Genomic DNA, 12,513 nt, shown 5'->3' with positions numbered 1-12,513 from the left:
AGGCATCCCCCTGCCTGTATCCCTTTTTACAGAACCTGTTCGAGAAAATGCCGCGTGCGTTGATGCTCGGGCTTGGAAAACAGCACATCCGGCGTGCCGGTTTCGACAATCTGCCCTTCATCCATGAAGATCACACGATCAGCCACTTCACGGGCGAAGCCCATCTCATGGGTTACTACAACCATGGTCATGCCGGATTTTGCCAGTTCTTTCATCAGATCGAGAATGCCGCCAACCATTTCCGGATCAAGCGCCGATGTTGCTTCATCAAACAACATGACTTTCGGGTTCATCGCTAAAGCACGGGCAATCGCCACGCGCTGCTGCTGCCCGCCGGAAAGCTGGCTCGGATAATGGCCTGCACGTTCGGCAATACCCACACGTGCCAGCATATCCTGTGCGACTTTCACCGCTTCTGCTTTCGAGCGTTTCAGTACAACCGTTTGTGGTAAAACCACATTTTCTAATGCGGTCTTATGCTGAAACAGATTGAAATGCTGGAACACCATGCCGATTTCCGAACGGGCATGATTGAGATCGGTTTTCGGGTCAGAGATCAGCAGATTATTGACACTGATGGTTCCGCTATCAATCACTTCCAGTGCATTGAGCGTACGCAGCAAAGTGCTTTTTCCGGAACCAGACGGACCGATAATTACCAAAACTTCGCCTTTCTCTACCGAGAAAGACACGTCACCGAGCGCACGATGCGCCTTGCCATTGCTGGTCGCAGGATAGGTCTTGCTGACATGGTCAACCGATATAAAAGCCATTATTCCCCCTCTCAAGCAGTTTCAGGAAAAGTGGATACCGCCTTCGCGGGGAAATCAATTCACCGAATTGATTTCTAATCCCGCTTCGATCCGTCCGAAACTGCGTAATAATCAGACCTTACAGCGGCTCCAGTTAAGGCTGAATCGTTGGAACCGCTGTAACTATTTGTTTTTACGCATTATCCAACGCAAAACCGGTTCCCACTTTTGCTGGAAATGCTATAAAACTTATAAAATTGCTCTATCTTCCGTCTGGCAGAAATCCATAAAATGCGACAGCGACATCCCCCGTCAGGATGATCCTATCATCAGCACATAACTTGACCTGTAAAGCCCCGCCCGGCATGAACACACGGAAATTTTTCTGATTTGTCCGCCCACTGCGCACAGCCGCAACAGCCGCGGCACAGGCACCGCTGCCACAAGCCTCAGTGAGGATACCTGGCCGCTCATAAACCACCAGTTTCAGCTGTGCCTCGTCCCCTTCAGAAGGCAACAACTCAGCTACCCCGATATTCGCCTGCTCCGGAAGATAGCTGCTGTTCTGCACCACAGCGGCTTCACGCGGGACATCCACCGCATCATAATCCGGCACAAAATAGACCAGATGCGGATTGCCCATATTGACGGCAAAAGGCTCCGACAACGGCCCGTGATTGAGGCTGCCTGCATGGTTTTTTAACGGCCCTGCCAAGGGAATAGCCTGCCAGTCCGTGATCGCAGGCGCCAGATACAGGCTGACACGCGGCACGCCATTTTCAGCATCGGCCATACGGGCTTCAATCAGCCCGCCAAGTGTTTCTAAGGTAACAGAAGTTTTGCCGGCTTCCTGCATCCACAGAAATGCAGCGCAGCGCGTGGCATTAAAACAGGTCTGCGCCTCAGCGCCATCCACATTATAAATGCGCATCCGCACATCGGCACCGGCAGTTTGCGGTGCTTCCAGCACCAGAAGCTGATCGCCGCCGACACCGAGGTGCCGGTCGCAAATTTGCGCAATATATGCCGCTTGCGGCCGGAAAACTTGCTTCCGTCCGTCAATCAGCACAAAATCATTACCCAGCCCGTGGGTTTTGATGAAAAAAATTCCTGCGGCATCTCCCTGCACCGCTGCGGAATATGGCCCCATATTTCCCCCTCCCTTCGGGTTATCTTAACGATAACCTCAGGAAACGGCCTCCCAACCGTTCCCTTGGTTTAAGAGCGTATCTTAAAGATCACGCTCATCATTTGCGTTCTGGCGTGATCAAAGATCACGCTCAAGCATCAATGCATCTTCCACCGTCCACTGACGGCGTACCAGCTTGAATGTATCACCCTGAACCAGCACTTCCTGAACAAGCGGACGCGCATTATAGGTGGACGACATTGTTGCACCATAGGCACCAGCCACACCGAGCATCACCAGATCACCACGCTCCAGTGCTGGCAAACGGTCAAACTCACCAAATGTATCTGAGCTTTCGCAAACAGGGCCAACCAGATTAACCGGCAGGGTCTCTGCATCTGCTGCCGGTTCACGCACCGGCCAGACCGGATGCACAGCATCATAAAGTGCCGGACGCATCAGATCATTCATTGCTGCATCAACGATTGAGAATTTCGCATTGCCCTGATTTTTGCCATAGAGCACTTTGGTTACCAGCGCACCGGCTTCCGCAATAATGAAGCGACCCGGTTCCATGGTCAGCTCGCAATCAATATCGCCAAGCGTTTCACGCAATGTCTGAGCATAGGCATCGACATCCATACCGGCGGAGCCATCATAGGACACACCAAGACCACCACCGAGATCAAGTCGGGAAATCGTCAGGCCTTTGGCGCGGATTGCTTTCGTCAGCTGTGCCAGACGTTCAAAAGTCTGACGGAACGGCGTAACATCGGTAATCTGCGAGCCGATATGAACGGCAATACCAACAACATTGATTTCTTTGCGCGCAGAAGCGGCTGCATAAGTGTTCAGCGCATCAGCATAGGCAATACCGAATTTGTTCTTGCTGGTGCCGGTGGTGATTTTCGGATGAGTCAGCGCATCCACATCAGGATTGATGCGCAGCACAACAGTCGCCACTTTTTTCAGCTTAAGCGCAACGCGGGAAATCGCATCCAGTTCTTCAATGGATTCAATGTTTAGCTGATGCACACCGGCCGTCAAAGCGGCAGCAATTTCCTCATCGGTTTTGCCGACGCCGGAGAATACGATTTTGTCTGCAGGCGAACCGGCGGCCAGCGCACGGTGCATTTCACCACCCGACACGATATCCATGCCGCAGCCTTCTTCAACCAGAAGAGACAACAGTGACAGGTTATTATTCGCTTTCACCGCATAGCAGATCTGAACATTGAGACCTTCAAGCGCCGCACGCAGCTTTGCAACACGCTCACGCACCGCTGTGGCCGAATAGACATAAAACGGTGTGCCATATTTTTCAGCAATTGCGGAAACAGCAACATTTTCAACGCTTAAAGTGCCGTTTTTATAACCGAAATGTGCAACATGCGGACGTGAGAACTCAGTGGTCATTCTACCCTCAAACATTCAAAGCGGAATCCTGCTGGCAGACCGCTCTATCATTACTGATTTCAAACTATCAGACGCCCACCTGTGGTCAAATTCATAATAATACCTTTAATATTCATTTTTGATATGCTTAATGCGTATCGTAAGGCCGTCATTCTGAAAGGGGAAAATCATGCGTCTGACCCATCGCCAGCTGGAAATTTTTCAATCGCTGATGCAGACCCTGAATGTCACCGAAACTGCGGATCATCTCGGCTCCTCCCAGCCGACCATCAGCCGTGAGCTGAAAGATCTGGAAGCGACGCTCGGTTTCACACTGTTCCATCGTGACAACCGCCGCCTGAAGCCGACCCAGCAGGCAGCAGCACTCAATGTGATTGTGCAGCGCTCATTTGTGAGTATTGAAGAAATTGCCCGCACCGCGCGCGCTATTCGCGGCGATAATTTACAACGTGTGTCCGTTGCCTGTCTGCCGGCCTATGCCCATGCGATTATTCCGCAGGCAACCAAACTATTTCTCAATGAACATCCGCAGGCTTCCGTTAAAATCCACTCGCTGGAAGAAAGTGCGCTGACTCGCGACCTGCTCAGCAAGTTTTTTGATGTCGGTATGGTTGAGGGCAATATCAATCTCAGTGCTTCAGCCACACGGGAAATCTATACCGGTGATCTGTTATGCATCATGCCTGCGGGGCATCCGCTGGCAGATTATGACAGGCTCGATATTGAGCAATTCTCCGGTCATAATTTCATTTATTATGCCGATGAAGATTACTACCGCCGTCAGGTTGATCAGTGGTTTAACAATGCCGGCATCAACCGCAAGCTGACGATTGAGGCAACGACTGCCTCCTCCATCAGCTCGCTGGTAGCCGCAGGCATCGGCATATCCGTGATCAACCCGCTGAGTGCATTGGCGTTTGAGAGCGAAAACCTGCTGATCCGGCCAATCCGTCATTCCATCCCCTATTATGTGAATGTCTGGCAACCGGAAGATTTGCGCCGCGGTGCATTGGGCGCAGAATTCGTACAATCCATCGTCAGCGCCGTGGACGAGCATGTGGTAAAGCTCAAAAACCGTAATCTCTGCGCCTGACGATTCAGCATTGAAAAAATATTCTCAGAAAAGCGCATCTTAGAGAAAACAAAGCCGGACAGTTGTGTTTTTCCTGCTGCTGGCCGCTTTCTTGTTTAAAAACAGAGCTCTATAGTGCGGAAAACTAACTTTGATTAGCATCGGAATCGTCCGAAAACCGAAAATACTTATCGGTCCGATGCTCTAAGGGGATTATCATGGTCAATCCGGTTTTCGCATCATCCGGCATATCTGTGTTTGAAATCATGTCGCGACTGGCCGCAGAAACCGGTGCCATTAATCTCGGTCAGGGCTTTCCGGAGGGACTGGAACCACAGGAACTGATTGCGGCTGCAACTGATGCCTTGCATAGTGGTTCGCACCAATATCCGCCGATGCTCGGTCTTCCTGCCCTGCGTCAGGCCGTGGCCGATAATGCCCGCCGGTTCTTCAATATTGAAGCCGATTGGGAAACAGAAGTGCTTGTCACTTCCGGCGCAACGGAGGCGCTGGCCGACAGTTTCTTCGCACTGATTAACTCCGGAGATGAAGTGATTGTGCTGGAACCGGCTTACGATTCCTACAGTCCGGTAATCCGCCGTGCCGGTGGAGTGGTTGTGCCGGTGCGCCTGTCACCACCCCATTGGGAATTACCCTTGCAGGCACTGAGCGATGCAATCACTCCGCGCACGCGCCTGATTGTCGTCAACAACCCGATGAACCCGATCGGTAAGGTCTTTACCCGTGAGGAACTGAGTTTCATTGCGGAAGTGGCGGTGAAACATAATCTCACGATCATCGCTGATGAGGTCTATGAACATCTGACCTTTGATGACAACAAACATATCTCGCTGTTTTCATTGCCGGAAATTCGCGATCGTGTGGTGCGGATCGGCTCGGCAGGCAAAAGCTTTTCACTCACCGGCTGGAAGGTTGGCTATATCACTGCCGATGCGCAATTGCTGAAAGTGATCTCCCGCGTCCATCAATATATGACCTTCACCACGCCGCCGGCATTGCAAGCCGCAGTAGCGGTTGGCCTCAATCTGCCGGACAGCTATTTCACCGGCTTGCGAGAGGAACTGGCCAAACGTCGCGATTATCTTGATGCGGGTCTGCGTGAGGCCGGTTTTAGCATAGCCACTGCACCCGCCACATATTTCGCAATCGCTGATATCAGCACTCTCGACAAGAACGGCGATGATCTCGCCTTCAGTCAGCGCCTCACCCGCGAGGCTGGTGTCACACCGGTGCCGGTTTCGTCTTTCTATTCAGAGCGCAATATCACCAGCCATGTGCGTTTTTGCTTCGCCAAAAAACTCGACACGCTGGAGAGTGCCATTAACCGGCTGCGTGACTGGCGCGAAAAACAGGGCTGAAAGTCAGCCCTTTGCAACTTCTACGAAACCTCTGCGGATGCGATTGAAAATCGTCAATAATAACAGCGCGATCAGCAGTGGTTGCAGCCAGACCATCCACTGTGGCAGGAAGCCGTCAACGGCCAACCAGCCACCGAGGATGCCGAACAATAATGCGCGATCGCTCTTGCCCATCGGCCCGTCATAACGCCTTGACGCGCCGACACTCAGAGCCAGCAATCCGGCAATTTCCGTGAGCAAGGCCAGCGCAATAATCACCACAATCCATTGTGACTGAAACGGTGCAATCCAGAGAAACGGCAGGATAAGTGCCGTATCAGAAACCAGATCGCCAATCTCGTTGAGATATGCGCCCAGCGTGCTTTTCTGATTGAATTCCCGCGCCAGCATCCCGTCGATGGCATTCATTGCCATGCGGATAAACAGCCATACGGGAATGAGCCAGAACCATGTCTTATTATCCGTGATCATCAGCCATGCGCCGACAGCGACAGAGATCAGCATTGCTGTAACCGTCACCTGATTAGCGGTCACACCACAGCGCGCCAATCGGCCGGTTAGCGGGCGCAATAAATTCTGAAAGCGGCTCTTAAGCTGATAAACAGACACGCTATATCTCACTGCAAAATCATTTTTCTTAAACATCGTTTAGTCTAAATGACTTACAATAAATAGCGAAACATCATTTGTTCCTACGCCACCTTAAGAAAGACAGGCCTATGACTTCGGTAAAACGCAATTGCACTGAGCGGCATTTTATCAGCCATGACCGGCAGGAAATCTTTTTTCGCCACTGGCCTGCTTTAAGTGAAAAACCGGAAGGCGCAATCATTCTGCTGCATCGCGGGCATGAACATAGCGGTCGTGTTGCACATATTGTGGATGAGCTGGGGCTGGATAATTACAGCTTCTACGCATGGGACGCGCGTGGGCACGGCCTCACCCAAGGACAGCGCGGTTATTCGCCATCCTTTGCAACCACGGTGCGCGACCTTGATTGCTTTACCCGTCATATTACCGAGACTGACGGCTTTGCATTACAAGACATGGCGCTGATTGCGCAGAGTGTCGGCGCGGTTATCGGTGCCACATGGGTGCATGATTATGCACCGCCGATCCGTGCCATGGTACTCGCTGCACCGGCTTTTGACGTTAAACTCTATGTACCGCTGGCCAAAGAAGGCATCTGGCTCTGGCAGAAGCTCAAAGGCACATTCTTCGTCAATTCCTATGTCAAAGCCCGTTTTCTGACCCATGACAAAGAGCGGATTGAATCCTTTGAAAATGACCCGCTGATCACCCGCCCGATTGCCTCCAATATTCTGCTGGAGCTTTACGAGAATGCAAACCGCATTGTCCGCGATGCCCGTGCGATTACTACGCCAACACAGGTGCTGATTTCCGGTCGTGACTGGGTAGTACGTGATGCACCGCAGCATCGTTTCTATGAAAATCTCGCAGGCCCTGTTAAAGAGCGTCATGTGCTTAAAGGCTTCTATCACGACACATTGGGCGAGCGTGATCGCGCATTGGCTTTTACCAAAATCCGGCCTTTCATTGAGCAGCAATTCGCCAAAGCACCGCAACAAAGCGCGCTGCTCAATGCCCATATTCAGGGCTATACCCGTGATGAGGCCGATCAGCTGGCTACCCCATTGCCGATTACCAGTCCGCGCGGCTTCTATTGGGGCATGACCCGTGCATCTATCCGCATCGGCGCATTGTTCTCGGAAGGGCTGAAAACCGGTGTCCGTACCGGTTTTGATTCCGGTTCCACGCTCGATTACGTTTATCGCAATGAGGTGAAGGGCTTAGGCCCTGGTGGCCGCTATACCGACAAAACCTTCCTCAACGCCATTGGCTGGCGCGGCATCCGCCAGCGCAAAATTCATCTGGAAGAGCTGATCCGGCAGGCTGTTACCCGTTTGCAGGATGACGGCAAGCCAGCGCGTATTCTTGATATCGCCGCCGGTCACGGTCGCTATGTGCTGGATGCACTCACCACTAAGGATGATGAAATTGCCTCAGTGCGCTTACAGGATTATTCCCCGATCAATGTGCTGGCCGGTCGTCAGCTGATCGCGGAACGCAATCTCTCAGGTAAAGCCGAATTCCATGAAGGTGATGCTTTCGACGGACAGGCACTGGCGGCACTCGGCAAAGACGAAGAAACAGCCCCTAATCTGGCTATTGTCTCCGGCCTGTATGAATTATTTGCCGACAATGATCAGATCACGAAATCGCTGCAAGGACTGGCACAAGCAGTACAAAGTGGTGGCTATCTGATTTACACCAATCAGCCTTGGCATCCGCAACTGGAAATGATCGCCCGCGCACTCACCTCTCATCGTGGCGGTCAGGCATGGGTGATGCGCCGCCGTACACAAAATGAGATGGATCAGCTGGTCGAGGCCGCAGGGTTCCGCAAGATTGAACAGCGTATCGACCAATGGGGCATTTTCACCGTGTCACTGGCGCAACGTATTGAGCAATAATGCAGCTTAAATCCGAAGTGCATAAAACAGATCCGGCATTGATCCGGCGGGGCATATTATGGCTGCTGCTTCTTGCCCCGCTGTTTTATGCTACTTACGGGCTGGCGAACTGGCTGGCATCGCGGCGCGTTGCAGTGCCGGAGATTGTCTTTGATTGGGAAAAGCAAATCCCGTTCTGGGCTTGGACGATCATCCCCTATTGGTCGCTCAATCTGTTTTATGCTGTCGCGGTTTTGGCCGCTACCAGCAAACAAGCACAAGACCGGCTGATCGGCCGCTATCTCACAGCACAATGCATTGCCTTTGTCTGTTTCATCGCTTTTCCGCTGACCATCACATGGCAAAAGCCTGTAACAACCGGCCTTTCCGGCGGGCTGTTTACCATGCTCGGCAATTTCGACCAACCGTTCAATCAGGCACCTTCGCTGCATATCGCCTTAGCAATTATCATCTGGGATCATCTGCGCGGCAGATTACCCGTATTTTGGCGTATGATCTGGCATGGCTGGTGTTTGCTGATTGCTCTGTCCGTTCTCACCACATGGCAGCATCATTTTATCGACATTCCAGCCGGTGCTTTGCTCGGATTGTTCGCTTTGTGGCTGTTTCCCCGTGAAGGGGTTACTCCGTGGCAGGATTATCGCCTCACACGCGACCGCAAAGCCTTGCAGCTTGCCGCTATTTACGGCGGAGCAGGTCTGCTGCTTTTTTCCCTCACCTTTACAGCACAACATCCGGTTGCCTTGCTGGTGCTCTGGCCAGCCTTGGCATTGTTACTCTTGGGATTGGCCTATAGCGGTGGTGGCGCAAAATTCTTTCAGAAGCGCCCTGACGGCTCTGTCAGCCTCGCGTCTTTCTGGCTGTTCTTACCGCTGCGTTTATTTTTCAGGCTCAATCGTATCGCATGGACATGGCGCGAACCGCCTGCGGTTAAAATCACTGAAGGTCTCTATCTCGGGCGTTTCCCGAAATGCTCAGAAACACAGAACTATGCCCGTATCATTGATATGACAGCGGAATGTATTGCTCCGCGCAATAGCAGATCGCACTGGCAGGCATTCCCTCTGATGGATCTCGCCAAGCCGGATTTGGCCACTTTACACGCTGCCACAACAGCCATTCATGATGCACCACGCCCGACATTGATCTGTTGTGCATTGGGCTATCAGCGTAGTGCCAATCTCATTGCCCGCTGGCTTGTTGAAAGCGGTGAGGTCGCGGATCGTCAAAAAGCGGAAGAACTGATCCGTCAAACCGGCAGGCCGGTGCGCCTTTATCCCGATCATCAATAAATCTACCGGATTGCCCGTCATATAACGAAGGATTGCCGAAACAGGTTTTATTCTGTTACTTGCCTAATTATTAGGTAGCAAAAATAAAACGACACTTCACTCATGGCCGATCCGGACTCACATTCAATATTACAAATTTTCTCCGGCATGGTTCTGGCTTTCTTTTCCCGCGCCATTACCGGTGTCCGGCCAATTTGGAGCGGCACTGTCCCCTCGCGCAAACAGCGTATTTATTTTGCCAATCACACCAGCCACGGCGATTTCATTTTGCTGTCCTCATCGCTGCCAATGGGCGAGCGGGCGCGAACCCGCGCCGTTGCCGGAGCAGATTACTGGAACAGCAATCGCCTGCGCCGTTTCATTGCGACACGCCTGCTTGGAACAGTGCTGGTGGAACGCAATTGGATTGAGCGCAATGAAGACCCGTTGCTGGTGATGTTGCGCGCAATCGACAGCGGCCAGTCGCTGATCTTCTTCCCTGAAGGCACCCGCAATATGACAGAAGAGCCGCTGCTGCGTTTTCGCGCCGGTCTTTATCACCTTGCCAAAGCGCGACCGGATGTGGAACTGGTGCCCTGCTGGATCGAGAATATGTCCCGTGTCTTGCCAAAAGGCACATTTCTACCGGTGCCATTATTATGCCGTGTGATTTTCGGCACCCCGCTGCAATTGCAACCGAGTGAGGAGCGCAAGGTATTTTTACACCGCGCTCAATCCGCCTTGCTGACCCTCAGTCCGCAATCTCAGGGAGAATGAAGTGAGCGAAGAAACCAATCTTCTCCTGATCGGGCTTATCGCATTATTGTCTGTGGCAAGCCTTGCTGCCGCCCTGATCAGCTGGCGCAGCGCGAAGCCGCTGCCATCCACGCTCAGCAATATCAATGCGCGTATCCGTGCATGGTGGATCATGATCGCCGCGATCACCATTGCTTTTCTGTTTGGCAAAGCCGGTGTGGTTATTCTGTTCGGACTGGTTTCGTTTGCAGCGCTTCGGGAATATGTGACCCTGACCCATACGCATCGCAGCGACCACTGGCTGCTGCTCGGTGCCTTTCTCATTGTCATTCCGGTGCAATATTATCTGGTCTGGGTGGAATGGTACGGGCTCTATTCCATTTTCATTCCCGTTTATGTGTTTCTCGCCATGTCGGTGCTGACAGCACTTTGGGGCAATACCAGCCGGTTTCTCGAGCGTATTTCCGAGCAGCAATGGGGCATCATGCTCTCGGTCTATTGCATCAGTCATGTGCCTGCACTGGCAACATTGCATATTGAAGGCTTTGAAGGCCGGCAAATGCTGCTGATCGCCTTTCTGATCGCTGTAGTGCAGGGCTGCGATGTGCTGCAATTCATTTTCGGTAAATTATTCGGCAAACACCGCATCTCGCCAAAAGTATCACCATCCAAAACATGGGAAGGTCTGATCGGTGGCGTAGCAAGCGCGTCTTTACTGGGGGCAGCGCTGTCATGGCTCACTCCCTTCTCGCCACTACAGGCAGGTGGCCTAGCAGCTATTGCCTGTATTATGGGCTTTTTCGGTGGACTGGTTGCTTCCGCAATCAAACGTGACCGCGGCGTTAAAGACTGGGGCCATATGATTGAAGGCCATGGCGGCATGATGGATCGTGCTGACAGTCTGGTTTTTGCTGCCCCTGTGTTCTTCCATCTGATCCGTTATTTCTGGACATAAATACCAAAAATCAGGGCATTTCCAATATTTAACGCTATTGGAAATGCCCTCACTTTATTGCAAAACCGCTCCGCGAAACAGATTCCAGGAAGCACGGCGCTCAGCCAAAAAACGCCCCGGCGGTGTGCCGACAGCTTTACGGAACATTGTCACAAATGCGCCTGCGCTTTCATAGCCCAGATCAAATGCGACCGATTGAATAGACCGCCCCTGTGTGAGCAATTGCACACCGGTAATCACATGCAACTGTCTGCGCCATCGCCCGACACTCATGCCGGTTTCATGGCTGAACAACCGGCTCAGAGAACGCTCGCTCATACCGATACGATGCGCCCAAACCTCCAGTGTTGCGTGGCTTGCAGGATCATCCAGCAACATATCAGTCAGCTTGCGTAAGCGATTGTCCGCCGGTATCGGCAGATGCAACTGCTCCAATGGTGCAGCCACCAACTCGTCCAGCAGCACACGAATGAGCCTGCCTTCAGCGCCGTCTTCATCATAATATTCGTCGAAACCTGCCGCCTTTTCCAGCAAGCTTTGCAACAAAGGCGACACAGACACACTGCAACATATATCCGGCAAGCCATCCATAATATCCGGTTCGACAAACAGGCCGAAACCACGCACTTCGCCGGTACTTCTGGCTTTATGCGGCAGGCCGCCCGGTATCCAGACCGCACATTGCGGCGGCACAACCCAGACACCGCTATCCGTTTCAACCGTCACCACGCCGCTGGCACTGAATAAAAGCTGTGCTTTACGATGCGAGTGGCGCGGGAACTCCCAGCCGTCCACCACCATCGACAAGCCCATAACAACCACCGGACGGTTAATCTGATCCGGCAATGCATAATCAGGAAAACTCGTTGTAAAAAACATGAAATCACCGTTACTCTGATGATAATCCTAAAAGTTCATAGGCCTGACGCACGGCATCATCGCGGTTATCCGTGACGATCATCGGGTGACCCCAGAACTTACCATAAATGACGGAGAAAGCTTTTGCAGCGAGCCGTTTGACCGAACTCTGCTCCACATAATACATCGCCTTCACGTAATCGCGTAAATCAACTTTGTGCTGCTTCATCCACAAAGAGACAGCACGACGATCGGCAACACTTTCGCCCGGATCCTTGTCGAAATCCGCACCGCCTGCGAGAAACACAAAGGCTTGTTTGCGTTGCAGGCATTGCTCAAAAATCTGCAATGTCTCTTCAATGGTCTGCTTACCTTCACCGGAATAATCCATCTTTACCAACGGAAAATCCTGAATATCAATCTGCATATT

General features: G+C 52.2%; 12 protein-coding genes. 6 read left to right on the top strand and 6 right to left on the bottom strand.

Features of this window, described 5'->3' with window-relative positions:
• Positions 1-26 precede the first annotated feature (26 nt).
• The 3 genes from DFR47_RS09235 to lysA form a co-directional block, all read right to left on the bottom strand.
• Positions 27-773 carry an amino acid ABC transporter ATP-binding protein gene (locus tag DFR47_RS09235; protein ID WP_113944128.1) on the bottom strand — a complete coding sequence of 249 codons (747 nt, stop codon included), beginning with the start codon at positions 771-773 and terminating at the stop codon, positions 27-29.
• A 241-nt stretch (positions 774-1,014) separates the two neighbouring features.
• Positions 1,015-1,902, bottom strand: coding sequence for a diaminopimelate epimerase (gene dapF, locus DFR47_RS09230; protein ID WP_113944127.1), 888 nt, complete (start codon positions 1,900-1,902; stop codon positions 1,015-1,017).
• Positions 1,903-2,019: 117 nt separating this feature from the next.
• Positions 2,020-3,312: a diaminopimelate decarboxylase gene (gene lysA, locus DFR47_RS09225; protein WP_245416517.1), complete on the bottom strand. Its 1,293-nt coding sequence runs from the start codon at positions 3,310-3,312 to the stop codon at positions 2,020-2,022.
• A 154-nt stretch (positions 3,313-3,466) separates the two neighbouring features.
• On the opposite strand from lysA, the gene DFR47_RS09220 reads away from it, so the two are divergent.
• Together DFR47_RS09220 and DFR47_RS09215 are read left to right on the top strand one after the other, a co-directional pair.
• Positions 3,467-4,390 carry a LysR substrate-binding domain-containing protein gene (locus tag DFR47_RS09220; protein ID WP_113944125.1) on the top strand — a complete coding sequence of 308 codons (924 nt, stop codon included), beginning with the start codon at positions 3,467-3,469 and terminating at the stop codon, positions 4,388-4,390.
• A 197-nt stretch (positions 4,391-4,587) separates the two neighbouring features.
• Positions 4,588-5,748 carry an aminotransferase gene (locus DFR47_RS09215; RefSeq protein ID WP_113944124.1) on the top strand — a complete coding sequence of 387 codons (1,161 nt, stop codon included), beginning with the start codon at positions 4,588-4,590 and terminating at the stop codon, positions 5,746-5,748.
• A gap of 3 nt (positions 5,749-5,751) precedes the next feature.
• Here the strand turns inward: DFR47_RS09215 and DFR47_RS09210 are convergent, their stop codons facing one another.
• Positions 5,752-6,357 (bottom strand): CDP-alcohol phosphatidyltransferase family protein, encoded by a 606-nt coding sequence (locus DFR47_RS09210; protein ID WP_113944494.1) that lies wholly within the window; start codon positions 6,355-6,357, stop codon positions 5,752-5,754.
• 110 nt (positions 6,358-6,467) lie between these two features.
• Here DFR47_RS09210 and DFR47_RS09205 point away from each other — a divergent pair, with 110 nt between their 5' ends.
• The 4 genes from DFR47_RS09205 to DFR47_RS09190 all read left to right on the top strand — a co-directional run bounded on the left by DFR47_RS09205 (position 6,468) and on the right by DFR47_RS09190 (position 11,225).
• Positions 6,468-8,243 carry a bifunctional alpha/beta hydrolase/class I SAM-dependent methyltransferase gene (locus tag DFR47_RS09205; RefSeq protein ID WP_113944123.1) on the top strand — a complete coding sequence of 592 codons (1,776 nt, stop codon included), beginning with the start codon at positions 6,468-6,470 and terminating at the stop codon, positions 8,241-8,243.
• Positions 8,243-9,535 (top strand): phosphatase PAP2/dual specificity phosphatase family protein, encoded by a 1,293-nt coding sequence (locus DFR47_RS09200; protein ID WP_113944122.1) that lies wholly within the window; start codon positions 8,243-8,245, stop codon positions 9,533-9,535. Before DFR47_RS09205 ends, DFR47_RS09200 begins: the two co-directional genes overlap by 1 nt.
• Before the next feature lie 102 nt (positions 9,536-9,637).
• Positions 9,638-10,291, top strand: coding sequence for a lysophospholipid acyltransferase family protein (locus DFR47_RS09195; RefSeq protein WP_113944121.1), 654 nt, complete (start codon positions 9,638-9,640; stop codon positions 10,289-10,291).
• Position 10,292: 1 nt separating this feature from the next.
• Positions 10,293-11,225, top strand: a complete 933-nt coding sequence (locus DFR47_RS09190) for a phosphatidate cytidylyltransferase (protein ID WP_170137471.1) — start codon at positions 10,293-10,295, stop codon at positions 11,223-11,225.
• Positions 11,226-11,279: 54 nt separating this feature from the next.
• On the opposite strand, the gene DFR47_RS09185 is transcribed toward DFR47_RS09190, so the two are convergent.
• Positions 11,280-12,104, bottom strand: a complete 825-nt coding sequence (locus tag DFR47_RS09185; RefSeq protein WP_113944120.1) for an AraC family transcriptional regulator — start codon at positions 12,102-12,104, stop codon at positions 11,280-11,282.
• Between the two features lie 10 nt (positions 12,105-12,114).
• A complete protein-coding gene (locus DFR47_RS09180; RefSeq protein ID WP_113944119.1) occupies positions 12,115-12,510 on the bottom strand; it encodes a hypothetical protein in 396 nt (131 codons plus the stop codon).
• Positions 12,511-12,513: the final 3 nt, after the last annotated feature.

Source organism: Pseudochrobactrum asaccharolyticum (assembly GCF_003314995.1).
Lineage (GTDB): Bacteria > Pseudomonadota > Alphaproteobacteria > Rhizobiales > Rhizobiaceae > Pseudochrobactrum > Pseudochrobactrum asaccharolyticum.
Note: the sequence above shows the minus strand (reverse complement) of the source record. Positions and strands in the feature narration are given on the sequence as shown.